Genomic DNA, 12,932 nt, shown 5'->3' with positions numbered 1-12,932 from the left:
CCCGCCCGGCCCATCCTCCATGATCGAGCGATTCGCCACCTGCCAATGACGGACCTCGCCATTGAATCCGCGGAAGAGGGATTCGAACTGCCCCGCCGTTCTCTCGCCGCGGCTGCCATGGAAATGGGAGGGGAAGGACATGGTATGCGGGAATCAGCGCCAGGCGCAAAGCGCAGCCATCGCACGGCGATGGCGAGCCTTTGCAACGACACGATGAGCCCGCATGCCATGGCAGGCACCGGCCGATTTCAGGGATTCAGTGGACTAGTATCCTTCCTGATTGCTGGATTCGCTGCATCGCCAAATCTGCCGAGAAGACGTGCGAGGCCAGGAACGAAGCGCGGCAAGCCCCGCCCGCTGCCGGCCAGGGTCTGCTTATCCAACGGATCAAACCCATCCTGAGCGAAGGCGCGCCGGCCGAGAGCCGCCAGGTAAAGTATGGCCTTCCAGCTTCTATCAACGGCTTCATCCTCATGGCAGTCATGCAAAGAAAACAGGCAACGCTGATCGGGCTTGTCGCGGTGCTCCTCTGGAGTTCGATCGTCGGCCTGATCCGCGGCGTCAGCGAGAGCTTCGGCGCCACGGGCGGTGCGGCCCTGATCTACACCGTCGCTTCCGTGCTGCTCTGGCTCTCGGTGGGTCCGGTGCGGCTGGACACGCTGCCGCGCTCCTATCGCCTCTGGGGCAGCTTGCTGTTCGTCTCGTACGAACTGTGCCTGTCGCTGTCGATCGGCTACGCCAACACCGGCAGGCAAGCCATCGAGGTCGGCATGGTCAACTATCTGTGGCCCAGCTTCACGATGCTGGCAGCCATCCTGTTCAACCGGCAACGGGCCAACTGGCTGATCGTGCCCGGTTTCCTGATCGCCATCCTGGGCATCACCTCGGTGCTGGGCGGCGACCAGGGGCTGGACCTGGCGAGCATGACGAGCAATGTGCGCGACAACCCCCTGAGCTACGGCCTGGCGCTTGCCGGCGCCGTGATCTGGGCAGGCTACTGCACGGTGACGGCGCGCATCGCCCAGGGCAAGAACGGCGTCACGCTGTTCTTCATCCTGACCGCATCGGCGCTGTGGGCGAAGTACCTGTTCACGGACGGCGCGCCGATGAGTTTCAGCGCCAACGGCATGATCCACCTGGTACTGGCGGCCTGCGCGATGGGCTTCGGCTATGCCGCCTGGAACGTCGGCATCCTGCATGGCAACGTGACGGTGCTGGCCGGCGCCTCGTACTTCATCCCGGTGTTCTCGGCCGCCCTGGCCGCCGCGCTGCTGCATACGCCGCTTTCCTTCGCGTTCTGGAAGGGAGCGGCGATGGTATGCGCAGGCTCCATCCTCTGCTGGCTGGCCACGCGTGGGCGAGGCGAGCGAGCGTCTCCGGCGGCGGATTCCAGTCCGACGGCATAGCAGGTTCCCCGGGGCCACGTAGCCCAAAAGAGCGACTCATAGGAAACCGGAGAGACTGGCGCGCACATTGCACATTGCCTGTGCACGGCTGCCCTGTGCGCGGGTTCGGCGTCTGCCTGGGTGACCGTCACACGAGAACACTAGCATGCCACTTTGCCAGGTATCACTCCTTCAAGGCAAAGCGTTTTGACAGCTTGCCCATGGAGCGTGCTTCTCCAGTCGGTAGCGGCACGCAGATCCACGGTTACGCCTGGACGCCAGGCATTCACCCGGCCGCGCGACCGGCTGCTTGCCATGGCGTATCTCCACAGCGCCGCGGCCGAGGGCGAACGGTCAACGCCCCTTATTTAGGGCCCGCCAGATCGAAGGCGCGGTTGTTCGCTTCGATCGTTTCCAGCGCATCCTCCGCCCAGGCCTTGAGCGCGACGACAAGCGGAAGAAGCGTGTGCGCGAGTGGACTCAGCATGTATTCGACACGCAGCGGCAGTTCGTCATAGACGTTACGCTCGATCAGGCCATCACGCTCCATCGCGCGCAGCGTCTGGGTCAGCACCTTCTGTGAGACCCCCTCCAGGCGGCGCCGGATGTCGCCGAACCGCATCGGTGCGTCCTGCAACGCGACCATCGCCAATACGGTCCACTTCTGCCCGATGCGCGACAGCACCGCGCGAGACGGACAGACTTTGAGAAACGCATCCGGGGGCAGTTCGATCTTCTTCGACATGGTTACCTTGAGGTACCTAATTGCAAATTGAAACCACAATCGGAAGAATGATGCCACCCAATCAACCGTGAGGCATATAGCCGTGAAAATCGCATTCCTGGGTGGTGGAAGCTTCGGGGGAAACCTGGCCGAGTTGCTGGTGGCTGCCGGGCATGAGGTGGTGGTCGGGCTGCGCGATGCAGCAAGGGCCCGCCCTGGCGCGAGCTACCGCGTGGCAGCGCTCGAAGACGCTGCGGAGCATGGCGATCTCGTCATCATCGCCATGCTCTATCAAGCCTGCGCCGCGGCATTGCCACCGCTGGCCGGGCGGCTGGCGGGCAAGATCGTGGTGGACCCGACCAATGCGCTGAATGACGACTGGTCGCCACTCCCATTGGACGCCGGCAGCTCCGCCGCACGGGAAATCCATCGACTGCTGCCAGGCAGCCGTCTGGTCAAGTGCTTCAACACGGTGTTCGCCGACGTGATGACGCCGGATCGCATCGATCGGGGCGGGCATGCCGTGACCGCGTTCATCGCCGGGGACGACGCGCAGGCCAACGCGACCGTGGCGGAGCTTGCGGCGAGCGCCGGGTTCGCACCGCTGATCACCGGCGCCCTGCACAATGCGCGCTATCTCGAGGCCATGGCACACCTCAATATCCAGATCGCCGTGGTCGGGGGCGGTGGCACGAACGCCGGCTTCGTGTATCACCGGGTCCGCGGCTGAACGGGCGGCGGGCGGCGGGCGGCGGGCGGCCTCAGCCGTATCCGGGTGCTGGAACAGCAGGGACAGCATTGCCTGGGAATCCCCTGCCGAACCTTGCCGCCCCGGCCGTCACCCTGCGGGAGCAGCGGCAGGCACTGGCGACATTACGGCCGCAAGGGCGTGAACAGGGGACGAATCCGCGCTGCTCCGCATGATCGGGCCGATGCACGAGATCGTGACCTCGGCCCGGAAGGCCACACGCAAGGCGCGGCGCGACACGGATCGCCGCCAGCGCCTCAAGGCGTCGACTCCACCGGACAAGCCCGTTCCGCCCGAGACTCCGATGGTGCAAAATCACTGTCGCGAACCTAATTCGGGTGTAAGACGCATAAGGAGACTTGCCGCGTGTCCGTTTCTAATCCATCTTTGTTTATCCGTGTGCTGAAAGTAGTGCTGTCGCGTTTTGGTCGGGTCACGGTGAGTGGCGTTGAAAACTTGTACGGCCCGGAAGGGAAAATCGTGGTATGCAATCACGTCGGGTGGGCAGATCCGCTATGGATCGGGTATTCTGCCCTGCCGTTTACTTTGCATCAGATGGCCAAGAAGGAACTCTTCGACAATCCAGTCATCGGTTGGTTTGTCCGGAACGGAGGTGGGTTTCCCATCGATCGTGGCCGCCCTTCCACTGCGGCCATCAAGCAAGTTATCTCGCTCGTACAACAGGGGAAACGCGTCCTCATATTTCCCAAGGGAACGCGCACCCGCGATCAAATCGAAGCAAAGCGCGGCGCTGCGACTATCGCCTTGCATGCCAAGGCGACAATTATTCCCGCGCATTACGAAGGGCCGGAACATATCCGGCTCATTCATTTATTTCGCCGTCCGGTGATTCGCGTCACATTCGGGGCTCCCATCTCAACTCCCCTGGACGCATCTGCCGATAAAGAGGCAGCGTTGACACTGACGGCGAAACTCGAAAATGCCATGAGCGCCCTGGCCTAGCAGATGGCGAGAAGACCGGCGATCTCCTGGTCGCCGGCACCGCGATCGCAGGTCAGACTCTCGCGCAGAGGCCCGCAGCTGCTTCATTTGCCGTGTGAAGCCCTCCAGGGCATCCTGGGCCGTGCAGCCGTCCATGCGACACGACACCACGAAGCGCGTCTTGCGCTCGACCGGCGTGCCCACCGCCGAACGGGATCTGCAGCGCTAGTCGCACCCATCGCGGTTGTATTTGTCGAGGTCCCATGTGGCCGCAAGATGATCGCGCAAGGTCGCGAGAATCTCGTCCGATAGCGCGGGCAATCCCCGCGCGGTGGCTCGGGCGAGGATCAATCCGCCCACCATTGTCGACAGCATCGAAATTGCGCGAACCCGGTCCTCGGGTTCGATCTGCGCAGCCTCGGTGCCATCGGGCCTCCGCTGCGCGAATAGCGTCATGTAGCGCCCGATGCCTTGGGCGAAAGCGTCTGCGATCGCACCCGTTTCGCGTGCCGCGTCTGCCGCGAGCGCGGCCACCGGGCAGCCCTGGCCGACGCTGTCGCGATGCTGTGCCGACAGGTAATTCGCGACGCCGGTTCGAAGGAACCCGTCGGCGTCGGTGTTCGCATCGGCATCCGGTGTCTCCAGCTCGGAGAGTTTCCACTCGAACGCATATTCCGCGGCCTCCGCCGCCAGGGCATCCTTCGATTCGAAGTGCCGGTACAGCCCGCCGTGGGTGAGCCCGGCCTCGCGTGTGATGTCGGCCACTCCCACGCCGGTGAAACCGCGTTCGCGATATAGCCGGGCCGCGGCCTGCAGGATGGCCAGGCGGTTCTCGGCCACCTGCGTTTTCGAGACTTTCATGAAGATCCTTTCGTGCGCATGGCATTGCGTGTTGATGACAATCATACTCAATACTGTATGATGTCGATCATCATCAATAGATCGACCAGGACAGAATCCATGCACATCACGCCCACTGCGAACCGCCGAATCGTCGTCACCGGGATGGGAATGGTCTCGCCGCTGGGGTGCGGAGTCGAGCTGGCGTGGCAGCGGCTGCTGGCCGGCCAGTCGGGCTTGCGCCGGCTACCGGATTCGATGACGGCGGACATCGCGGCCCGCGTGGGCGGTGTGGTGCCCGACGTGCACGAGGACGGGTGCGGCGGCTTCGACATCGACCGCTTCGTGTCGACCAAGGACCAGCGCAAGATCGACCGCTTCATCGCCTTCGCGCTCGCCGCCGCGCAAGAGGCACTCGCGCAGGCGCAATGGGCCCCGGCCGACGAAGCGTCCCAGCGGCGCACCGCCACGGTCATCGCGTCGGGCATCGGTGGATTTCCGGCGATTGCGGGCGCGGTGCGGACGACTGAGACGCGCGGACCGAAGCGTCTGTCGCCGTTCACGATCCCCTCGTTCCTCGTCAACCTTGCGGCGGGCCACGTGTCGATCCGGCACGGCCTGAAGGGGCCGATGGGTGCCCCGGTGACGGCTTGTGCCGCGAGCATCCAGGCCATCGGTGACGCGGCGCGGCTGATCCGCTGCGGCGAGGCCGACATCGCGGTGTGCGGTGGCGCCGAGGCCGCAATCGATCGCGTCAGCCTGGGCGCCTTCGCCGCAGCGAAGACCTTGTCCACCGGCTTCAATGACACACCCACCCGCGCATCGCGACCCTTCGACCGGGCCCGCGACGGTTTCGTGATGGGCGAAGGCGCTGGCATGCTGGTGATCGAATCGCTCGAGCACGCGCTTGCGCGCGGCGCCGCCCCCCTGGTCGAACTCATTGGATATGGCACCAGCGCCGATGCGTTTCACATTACCTCCGGCCCCGAAGACGGCAGCGGCGCGCGACGCTCGATGCAGACGGCGCTGACGCAGGCCGGCCTGACTCCGTCCGACCTGCAGCATCTCAACGCTCACGCGACCTCGACGCCGGTCGGCGACCTGGGCGAATTGGCCGCGGTGCGCGACCTGTTCGGCGTCGACGTCCCGCTCGCCATCACCTCCACCAAGTCGGCGACGGGCCACTTGCTGGGCGCGGCCGGTGGCGTAGCGGCGATCTTCACCGCCCTGGCCTTGCGCGATCAGGTCGTCCCGATGACGCTGAACCTCGAACAGCCGGACGCACTCGCCGAGGGCCTGGACATCGTGCGCGATGCGCCGCGGCACCTGCCGATCGTTCACGCGATGGCCAACGGTTTCGGCTTCGGCGGCGTGAACGCCAGCGTCGTCTTCAAGCGTTGGAGAGCTTGATGGCAGCGATGCGGGCCGCCACATCCTCCTCGGCGGCGGCTTCGGCCCGGGCCGCTTCCGCCTTGCTCATGTCTTCGCTGGTTGACGTCAACGGGGATGGCGTCTGCTTCTGTTCGTCCAGTCGTTCCGTTAAACAAGGCACGGCCTGCCCGGGATTCGGCCGCTGGAGGCCAATCGCTGAGCCAAGCCACAATTGATCGCCGACAGTCAAAACTCGAAGGGTAAAACGAACTGAGCTGAAATCCACCTGCCTCGGCCTATTGCAACAATGGGGGGATCGATGCCGGACGCGGTTCTGCCAGCTACCCGCCAACCTGCATCTCATCTTCCACGGTGTCGACCCCCGTCACCGATACGGCCGCCTTAAGTGCTGCCAGGTGATCGTTATCATTCTTCACCTTGCCTCCAAGATGCACCACGCCATTGTTGGTGCTGACTTTGATGCCAGTGGAATCGAGACCTTTCGCTGCAATCAGCTCAACTCTTACCTTTATGGTAATCGCACTGTCACTCAGCAGTCTTTTTACTGTTTCCATCTCGGTTTCCTCGCCGTCTTGGCTAACGAATCATCAGGCTAACGAATCATCAGGCTAACGAATCATCAGTTCCTTGCGGTCACCGGCGAGGATCTCACCCTCGTCCATCCAGGCGACGATCGACGGCCTCGTGGTACCCGGATCGATTCCGATGACCTGACTCATGCTGCTCAAGCGACCATTGCTTCCCAACTCGGAAATTCCCCGTGAGCTTGGCTGCGTTCACCACGGCCCGCACGCCTCGCGCTCCCTTTCAGTACTCCACCTCCGGTGATGCCAAAGCGGATTTGGCCGTGTCCATCGGCTTCTCACTGAATGGGCAACACGATGCCAAGCTTCTCTGCCAAGCATCGTTCATACACACCAAAATGTGTATCCACTTCCGCCTGGCTGATGACTTCCACCTCCATATTGAGGTGGTCAGCCGGAATGCCTAGCATCGTGGCCAGCGCCAGCTCAAGATGCGGGGTCACATCCCTGTCCTTTGCGAAGGTCGTGCCAACGGTGATCGTGTAAGCGTTTTCCCCTGGACCAGTAACGGAGACTTCGACTAGTCGGGCCGCCGCACTCAGGTTGTTATCGATGGCGATCCTCGCCAGTTCCGCCACTGCCCGTGTCTTCTCGGTAGGAAATCCGCGTACACACCTGAGCCTCAACCGATGTCTACCCAGCGTAAGCCAATCAGAATCGAATTCCATCGTTACCTCCTTCGCTTCGTTCACGGATCTGCCGGGATGCCTGACTGTTGACAAGCCGACCATACGTCGCCGTCAATTGCGCAAGGCATTCCCTTCAGGTTCCTAGAATTTCCGAGCCGCTTACTTGACCTCGATTCTCCTGACGGGGGGTGGCTGCGCACCTGACTTGGGTAGGCGCAGGGTTAGCAGGCCTCGTTCGAATCGGGCATCGACATGGTCCAGATCGAGGCCATCCGGCAGCGGAATACTGCGCATGAACGGGACGCCACCGTCGCCAGCTCCGCAACGTCACCCCTCGCTGAAGGACATCACGCCACGGTGACTTCAATGCGGCGCGGACGAGCTTCGTCGCGACGCGGAATCGTCAGCTTCAATACCCCGTCCTGCAGGTTCGCCTCGATCTTCGCCGCATCGAGGTCGGGACTCAGCGAGAACGCACGCGCGAAGTGCGGCTGACGGATCTCTGCATGTTGCACACGCAGCCCGGGCGGCATCGGCACGATCGCCTCTGCCTCGATATTGAGGTTGCCGTCGTGGACATGCACCTCGAGCTTGTCCTTGGTCACGCCTGGCAGATCGGCCCAGAGGGTGACGCCACTGCGGTCCTCGATGATGTCGACTGCGGGGAGCAGTGTCATGGTCGGCGTCGACCGGTCTTCCTCGCGTTGTGCCAGCGCGTTCGGGTCGCGCTTGGCGACTTCGGTACTATCGGTCATGGCAGTCTCCTGGCATTACTGGATCGCGATTGCCCGCGGCTTTGAGGACTCACGCTTGCCAACACGGATGGACAAGCAGCCGTTGGCGTAGCGCGCCTGCACCTTGTCGGGATCGGCGCCTTGCGGCAACTCGATCACGCGTCGGAACGCGCCGGCAAACCGCTCTTGCGCGTATAGCCGTGCTTCCGGATCGCACCCGTGATACGCCGCTTCGCGCTCGCCGCTGATGGTCAACAAGCCCTTGTCGATCGACACCTCGAGCTTGTCTTGCTTGATGCCCGGTGCGAATGCGACGATCTCGATGGAGTCGTCCGTGGAGCCGATATTGACGGGTGGAAAGGCGCCGAAGCGTCCGGTACGAAGGCTGGAAGGGAAACCACCGAACAAACTCGCCATCTGTCTTTGCATGCGGTCGAGTTCGCTGAAGAGGTCGGCTCCCGAGAAAAGGTCACTCATGGTCGTATCCTCCTTCGATGCAGCAAGGAGGCGACGGGGCCTACGCGCTCCCATCCACCCGCCAAGCTGCTGGCAAACAAACAGAAACACGCAGCGCGCAACGACGCGACTGCCTGAGCGAAACTAAAATAGCAATTGGGCAGGACGATTTCAAGGGGGGCTGCGGCGCGGTCGGCGAGCGCACCTCTCATCACTTGCGGTGCGTCCCATGCGGAGCTTCTCGATCACGGTCGACTTTCCCGACGCCGCCCTGCTAGCCGCCCTGCGCGCCTGGCTGACCTTGCACGAATCGACCGAAACCGCGCGCGCATAACGCCGGGAAGCCGAGCGCCGCCTCTTGTGGGCGGTCGTCGAGCGCGGCAAGGCGCTGTCGTCGCTGGCAATCGAGGACGCCCTTGCCCACCGCGCGTTCCTGCGCCGGCCCACGCCGCATCAGCAGCGGGCCGCGACGGCCGGCGGGCATAGCGGCGACGTGGTGTGCGACGTGATGCTGGCCGCCGTCGAGCAGCGCTTCGATACCGCGCAGCCCACCGAATGCCTGACGGACAACGGCTCGGCCTGCATCGACCATCGCACGTGCAGCTTCGCGCTGGGCTTGGAGCACGCTGACCACGCCCGTGTGCTCATCCCCAAATGATGCACCGCCTGCATCAATTCCTCCAAATATCGCAATTCCGCACCTTTGCAGCCTCACCCAAACTGCCTCCCGCTCGCCGGCCAACTCTGGTGAGTTGGCACACAACGGCGAAATATCAACAAGAACCATCTGGAGGAGATCGAATGCGCATCAGGCAACCGCATAGAACCTGGACGTACAAAGACCTGGCAACCGGAGTTGCCTTGGGAGTCGCCATCAGCGGGGCAGCGCAGGCCCAAGCCTCGTCTGGTGTCAATCTTTACGGCATCATCGATACCAACATCCGGTACTCCAATAACAATGCCGGGGACAAGCACCTTGCAGAACTGAGCGACGGATATTTCAACGGATCGCGCTGGGGCATGCGCGGCAGCGAGGCGCTCGGTGAGGGGCTGTCCGCCATCTTCAATCTGGAAAGCGGCTTCGACCCAACGACAGGCGTATCGTCACAAGGTACGGCGACCGCCAACTATGGGCAGCAGGGCACGGGCGGACAAGGGCGCCTGTTCGGGCGGCAAGCGTGGGTGGGTCTGAGTAAGGAGGGGGCAGGCAGACTGACGTTCGGGCGTCAATTTACGACGGCCTACGATGCAGCAGGTCGCTTTCAGCCGAACGGACATCCAAATCTGGACGCCGTCACTATCATCAACGGCTATACGGGGCCGCGCCAAGACAACATGGCCAAGTTCTTTGGGCAATGGGGGGCGCTGTCGACAGGCGCTCACTATACCTTCGGCGAAGTGCCTGGCCAGACGAAGCGCAGTTCCAGTTACGGGATCTCGCTTGGCTACACGAGAGGTCCGGTCGACGTCGGCGCCTTCTGGCAACAGGCCAACGCGTTGACAACTCCCGAGGCGCGAAAGGTATGGGGACTGGGCGGCAACTACCAGTGGGGAATCGTCAAATTGACATTTGGCTACCTCAACAACCGATTTGACGTGAGCCCGACACGCAATGACGTCTTTACAGGCGGCTTGGCGGTATCCGCGACTCGAGCCCTGACACTATCCGTAGCGTCACACTACGATCGCCAGCGCAACGCCGAAGGCAGCCGCATCATGGTCACGGGTGTTGCTGACTACAACCTGTCGAAGCGCACCGATGTCTACGCTGAGGTGGACTTCAACCGCATCCATGGCGGTTACGCGCGTCCTTCCTTCATGGGCGTCAAGGGCAGCAAGGTCGGTGGCGGTATCGGCTTGCGGCACCGCTTCTGAGAACCCATTTCAAGATGAAGTCTCGTCACGCTGAAGGGTGCGCCAGCAGATGAGGCAACCGGCCAGCTTGAGGAAGCCCGCGGTCGACGATATTTGTCGTGGTCGTATGCGCGGTCGGCATAGACCCGGCCTGGCTTGCGCAAGGGCCGGCCTCGCCGACCCCGGATAGCGGCAATGGCCTCGATCAGAGGCATGAGCTGGGTAACGTCGTTACGGTTTGCGCCGGTCAGGATGACCGTGATCGGCGTGCCGTCGGCGTCGGTGGCGACGTGGTGCCTGGAACCGGGTCGCGTGCGATCGGTGGGGTTCGGTCCAGTTTTGGCCCGCCCCGACCGCGCGGACAGAAGAGGAGTCAACGATCACGCGCGAGAAGGCGGGCGCGCGACTCATGCACCCGAATGATCAATCCATAGGAATTATGCAATTCCCTCCCTTGCGCGAGGAGACCAGAATCCATTCGCATGCAGGTGTCGGTCTGGCACGGACAGCGAGGAGAGAGGAATGAACGAACAGGCAGTGGACCCGCGGACATGGATCGGACGCAGGGAGCAGCACGAAGATACGATTACCGCGGTTCCCGTGACTGCTCTGCGGGCTACGCTGGACTATCCGGCTGCACCGCAGCCGACTGGTACGCCATTGCCCCCGCTGTGGCATTGGCTCTACTTTCTTCCCATGCACCGACAGAGCGAGATCGGTGCGGATGGTCATGCCAAGCGTGGTGGCTTCCTGCCTCCCGTGCCTTTGCCACGCCGCATGTGGGCTGGTGGCCAGTTTGAATTTCGTGCTCCGCTTCGTGTAGGCGACCGCGTTGTGCGCACCTCGACCATCGATGACGTCTCGACCAAGGAAGGCAGGACCGGCAAGCTGGTCTTCGTCAAGGTCCGTCATGAGGTGTGCGTCGAAGGGCTCCTTGAGCCCTCGCTGGTGGAGTTTCATGACATCGTCTATCGCGAGGCACAGCCATCGGGTGATGTTGCCGCCATACCCCAGGCGGCACCTTCTGATGCGGCCTGGCGGCGCCGAATCGTGCCGGACGATGTACTGCTGTTCCGCTATTCGGCGCTGACATTCAATGGCCACCGCATTCACTATGACCGCCGCTATGTGACCGAAGTGGAAGGATACCCGGGCCTCATCGTACACGGACCCCTTATCGCGACGCTGTTGCTGGACCTGCTTCGGCGCGAGCTGCCGCAAGCTGACGTGGCGAGCTTCCGCTTTCGCGCAGTGCGTCCGACATTCGACCTGCACCCCTTCCACGTCAATGGGCAGCCTCAGGCTGACGGCAAGACCATTCATCTTTGGGCGTCGGACCATGAAGGATGGCTGACCATGGACGCCACTGCCGTCTTGCGCTGATCTTCCTCCCGGATTCTCACGATGCAACCACTTAAAGACATCACCGTCGTTACCTTCGAGCATGCTATCGCGGCGCCGTTCGCGACCCGTCAGCTAGCCGATCTAGGCGCCCGTGTCATCAAGATCGAAAGGCCGGGCGTGGGCGACTTCGCTCGCGGATACGACGAACGGGTGCGCGGCTTGGCGTCGCATTTCGTCTGGACCAATCGTTCGAAGGAGAGCTTGACGCTGGACGTCAAGCATCCGGCGGCGGCTGGCGTGCTCGAGCGTCTCATCATGAATAAGGCGGACGTCGTGGTGCAGAATCTCGCGCCCGGTGCGGCCGCCCGCTTGGGACTGGGCTATGAGAGGCTCTCCTCAGTCAAGCCGGAATTGATTGTCTGCGACATTTCCGGCTACGGCGATGACCCGGTCAATCCAGGCCCCTATCGGGACAAGAAGGCCTATGATCTGCTGATTCAAAGCGAGGCCGGCTTCGTCTCGGTGACAGGAACCCCCGAGGAGCCCTGCAAGGCTGGACCGTCCATCGCCGATATTGCCGCGGGCATGTATGCCTACAGCAATATTCTGGCCGCGCTGCTCCAGCGCGGTCAGACCGGGCGCGGTCAGCGTATCGATATCTCGATGCTTGAATCGCTGGCGGAGTGGACAAGCTACCCGCTTTACTATGCGTTCGACGGCGCAGAGCCGCCGCCGCGCACTGGCGCAAGTCACGCCACGATCTATCCGTATGGTCCTTTTCCTGCAGGCGACGGCGTCACGGTGATGCTGGGTCTGCAGAATGAACGGGAGTGGGCGAGCTTCTGCCTGAAAGTATTGCAGCAGCCCGAACTTGTCGAGGATCCGCGGTTCACCTCCAACCCGAAGCGGGTGGCTGCGCGCACAGCCTTGCGGCAGATTATCGTGGACGCCTTCGCTTCCCTGACCGGGGCGCAGGTGGTGGAGCGGCTGGAAATCGCGCAGATTGCCAATGCCCGTGTCAACGATATGAACGGGGTCTGGGAACATCCGCAGCTCAAAGCGCGGTGCCGCTGGACCGAGGTTGGATCGCCCCGGGGCACGCTGCCGGCCCTGCTGCCGCCGGGCACCTGGAACGAAGGGCCGCGTATGGACCCGATCCCTGCCCTTGGTCAACACACCGACTCCATTCTTGCGGAACTCGGATACGCCCCCCACGAGATTACGGCACTGCGTTCGGACAATGCGGTGTGAATCCGACTCCATCCGTCGACCCATTCGACAAGATCAAGCAGAGGTAGAA

The 12,932-nt window shown here is 62.9% G+C and carries 14 protein-coding genes and 5 pseudogenes; 10 read left to right on the top strand and 9 right to left on the bottom strand.

Translation table 11 applies throughout. The features are described from left to right. Positions 1 to 473 precede the first annotated feature (473 nt). A complete protein-coding gene (gene yddG / locus BKK80_RS23890) occupies positions 474 to 1,406 on the top strand; it encodes an aromatic amino acid DMT transporter YddG (protein ID WP_071071568.1) in 933 nt (310 codons plus the stop codon). 343 nt (positions 1,407 to 1,749) lie between these two features. Here yddG and BKK80_RS23885 read toward each other — a convergent pair whose 3' ends face one another. Beyond that, complete coding sequence (locus BKK80_RS23885) at positions 1,750 to 2,130, bottom strand: winged helix-turn-helix transcriptional regulator (RefSeq protein WP_071039548.1); 381 nt, start codon at positions 2,128 to 2,130, stop codon at positions 1,750 to 1,752. Between the two features lie 82 nt (positions 2,131 to 2,212). Between BKK80_RS23885 and BKK80_RS23880 the strand changes: the two genes are divergently transcribed. The 3 genes and pseudogenes from BKK80_RS23880 (at position 2,213) to BKK80_RS35845 (ending at position 3,820) form a co-directional block, all read left to right on the top strand. After that, positions 2,213 to 2,839 (top strand): NADPH-dependent F420 reductase, encoded by a 627-nt coding sequence (locus BKK80_RS23880; RefSeq protein ID WP_071039547.1) that lies wholly within the window; start codon positions 2,213 to 2,215, stop codon positions 2,837 to 2,839. A 12-nt stretch (positions 2,840 to 2,851) separates the two neighbouring features. Then, positions 2,852 to 3,152, top strand: a pseudogene (locus tag BKK80_RS35850) (Mu transposase C-terminal domain-containing protein); the annotation flags it as partial. 71 nt (positions 3,153 to 3,223) lie between these two features. Beyond that, the gene (locus BKK80_RS35845) at positions 3,224 to 3,820 is read left to right on the top strand and encodes a lysophospholipid acyltransferase family protein (protein ID WP_084085301.1); all 597 of its coding nucleotides are present in this window, start codon (positions 3,224 to 3,226) and stop codon (positions 3,818 to 3,820) included. Positions 3,821 to 3,858: 38 nt separating this feature from the next. On the opposite strand, the pseudogene BKK80_RS38125 reads toward BKK80_RS35845, so the two are convergent. Further along, positions 3,859 to 4,015: pseudogene (locus BKK80_RS38125) on the bottom strand (IS30 family transposase); the annotation flags it as partial. Positions 4,016 to 4,024: 9 nt separating this feature from the next. Further along, entirely contained in the window at positions 4,025 to 4,660 is a 636-nt protein-coding gene (locus BKK80_RS23875) for a TetR/AcrR family transcriptional regulator (RefSeq protein ID WP_071073248.1), read from the bottom strand. Positions 4,661 to 4,759: 99 nt separating this feature from the next. On the opposite strand from BKK80_RS23875, the gene fabF reads away from it, so the two are divergent. After that, a complete protein-coding gene (fabF, locus tag BKK80_RS23870; RefSeq protein ID WP_071071566.1) occupies positions 4,760 to 6,049 on the top strand; it encodes a beta-ketoacyl-ACP synthase II in 1,290 nt (429 codons plus the stop codon). Positions 6,050 to 6,351: 302 nt separating this feature from the next. On the opposite strand, the gene BKK80_RS23865 is transcribed toward fabF, so the two are convergent. From BKK80_RS23865 to BKK80_RS23850, 5 genes are all read right to left on the bottom strand, one after another. Then, positions 6,352 to 6,585, bottom strand: coding sequence for a BON domain-containing protein (locus BKK80_RS23865; protein ID WP_071071564.1), 234 nt, complete (start codon positions 6,583 to 6,585; stop codon positions 6,352 to 6,354). Between the two features lie 308 nt (positions 6,586 to 6,893). Next, on the bottom strand, positions 6,894 to 7,283 hold the full coding sequence (locus tag BKK80_RS23860) for a hypothetical protein (RefSeq protein ID WP_071021623.1): 390 nt from the start codon (positions 7,281 to 7,283) through the stop codon (positions 6,894 to 6,896). A 120-nt stretch (positions 7,284 to 7,403) separates the two neighbouring features. Beyond that, positions 7,404 to 7,538 (bottom strand): Hsp20/alpha crystallin family protein, encoded by a 135-nt coding sequence (locus BKK80_RS35830; RefSeq protein ID WP_231908161.1) that lies wholly within the window; start codon positions 7,536 to 7,538, stop codon positions 7,404 to 7,406. A 53-nt stretch (positions 7,539 to 7,591) separates the two neighbouring features. Next, entirely contained in the window at positions 7,592 to 7,999 is a 408-nt protein-coding gene (locus BKK80_RS23855; RefSeq protein WP_071071562.1) for an Hsp20/alpha crystallin family protein, read from the bottom strand. Between the two features lie 15 nt (positions 8,000 to 8,014). Next, a complete protein-coding gene (locus BKK80_RS23850) occupies positions 8,015 to 8,455 on the bottom strand; it encodes an Hsp20/alpha crystallin family protein (protein ID WP_071021628.1) in 441 nt (146 codons plus the stop codon). 259 nt (positions 8,456 to 8,714) lie between these two features. On the opposite strand from BKK80_RS23850, the pseudogene BKK80_RS37555 reads away from it, so the two are divergent. The 3 genes and pseudogenes from BKK80_RS37555 to BKK80_RS23840 form a co-directional block, all read left to right on the top strand. After that, positions 8,715 to 8,894, top strand: a pseudogene (locus tag BKK80_RS37555) (integrase); the annotation flags it as partial. A 3-nt stretch (positions 8,895 to 8,897) separates the two neighbouring features. After that, positions 8,898 to 9,081, top strand: a pseudogene (locus tag BKK80_RS23845) (IS3 family transposase); the annotation flags it as partial. A 154-nt stretch (positions 9,082 to 9,235) separates the two neighbouring features. Beyond that, on the top strand, positions 9,236 to 10,309 hold the full coding sequence (locus BKK80_RS23840; RefSeq protein WP_071071558.1) for a porin: 1,074 nt from the start codon (positions 9,236 to 9,238) through the stop codon (positions 10,307 to 10,309). 83 nt (positions 10,310 to 10,392) lie between these two features. Here BKK80_RS23840 and BKK80_RS35825 read toward each other — a convergent pair. Beyond that, a pseudogene (locus BKK80_RS35825) lies at positions 10,393 to 10,681 on the bottom strand (transposase); the annotation flags it as partial. 129 nt (positions 10,682 to 10,810) lie between these two features. On the opposite strand from BKK80_RS35825, the gene BKK80_RS23835 reads away from it, so the two are divergent. Next, complete coding sequence (locus BKK80_RS23835; protein ID WP_205683740.1) at positions 10,811 to 11,671, top strand: HTD2 family dehydratase; 861 nt, start codon at positions 10,811 to 10,813, stop codon at positions 11,669 to 11,671. A 21-nt stretch (positions 11,672 to 11,692) separates the two neighbouring features. Next, on the top strand, positions 11,693 to 12,883 hold the full coding sequence (locus tag BKK80_RS23830) for a CaiB/BaiF CoA transferase family protein (RefSeq protein WP_071071556.1): 1,191 nt from the start codon (positions 11,693 to 11,695) through the stop codon (positions 12,881 to 12,883). Positions 12,884 to 12,932 lie beyond the last annotated feature (49 nt).

Source organism: Cupriavidus malaysiensis, from assembly GCF_001854325.1.
GTDB lineage: Bacteria > Pseudomonadota > Gammaproteobacteria > Burkholderiales > Burkholderiaceae > Cupriavidus > Cupriavidus malaysiensis.
This window is presented reverse-complemented; position numbering and strand designations above follow the sequence as displayed.

Coding starts and splice junctions, on each gene's coding strand:
- BKK80_RS35830 (WP_231908161.1), bottom strand. CDS start 7,538: ATGCGCAGTATTCCGCTGCCGGATGGCCTCGATCTGGACCATGTCGAT.
- BKK80_RS23875 (WP_071073248.1), bottom strand. CDS start 4,660: ATGAAAGTCTCGAAAACGCAGGTGGCCGAGAACCGCCTGGCCATCCTG.
- BKK80_RS23830 (WP_071071556.1), top strand. CDS start 11,693: ATGCAACCACTTAAAGACATCACCGTCGTTACCTTCGAGCATGCTATC.
- BKK80_RS23855 (WP_071071562.1), bottom strand. CDS start 7,999: ATGACCGATAGTACCGAAGTCGCCAAGCGCGACCCGAACGCGCTGGCA.
- BKK80_RS23885 (WP_071039548.1), bottom strand. CDS start 2,130: ATGTCGAAGAAGATCGAACTGCCCCCGGATGCGTTTCTCAAAGTCTGT.
- fabF (WP_071071566.1), top strand. CDS start 4,760: ATGCACATCACGCCCACTGCGAACCGCCGAATCGTCGTCACCGGGATG.
- BKK80_RS23840 (WP_071071558.1), top strand. CDS start 9,236: ATGCGCATCAGGCAACCGCATAGAACCTGGACGTACAAAGACCTGGCA.
- BKK80_RS23835 (WP_205683740.1), top strand. CDS start 10,811: ATGAACGAACAGGCAGTGGACCCGCGGACATGGATCGGACGCAGGGAG.
- BKK80_RS23860 (WP_071021623.1), bottom strand. CDS start 7,283: ATGGAATTCGATTCTGATTGGCTTACGCTGGGTAGACATCGGTTGAGG.
- yddG (WP_071071568.1), top strand. CDS start 474: ATGGCAGTCATGCAAAGAAAACAGGCAACGCTGATCGGGCTTGTCGCG.
- BKK80_RS23850 (WP_071021628.1), bottom strand. CDS start 8,455: ATGAGTGACCTTTTCTCGGGAGCCGACCTCTTCAGCGAACTCGACCGC.
- BKK80_RS23865 (WP_071071564.1), bottom strand. CDS start 6,585: ATGGAAACAGTAAAAAGACTGCTGAGTGACAGTGCGATTACCATAAAG.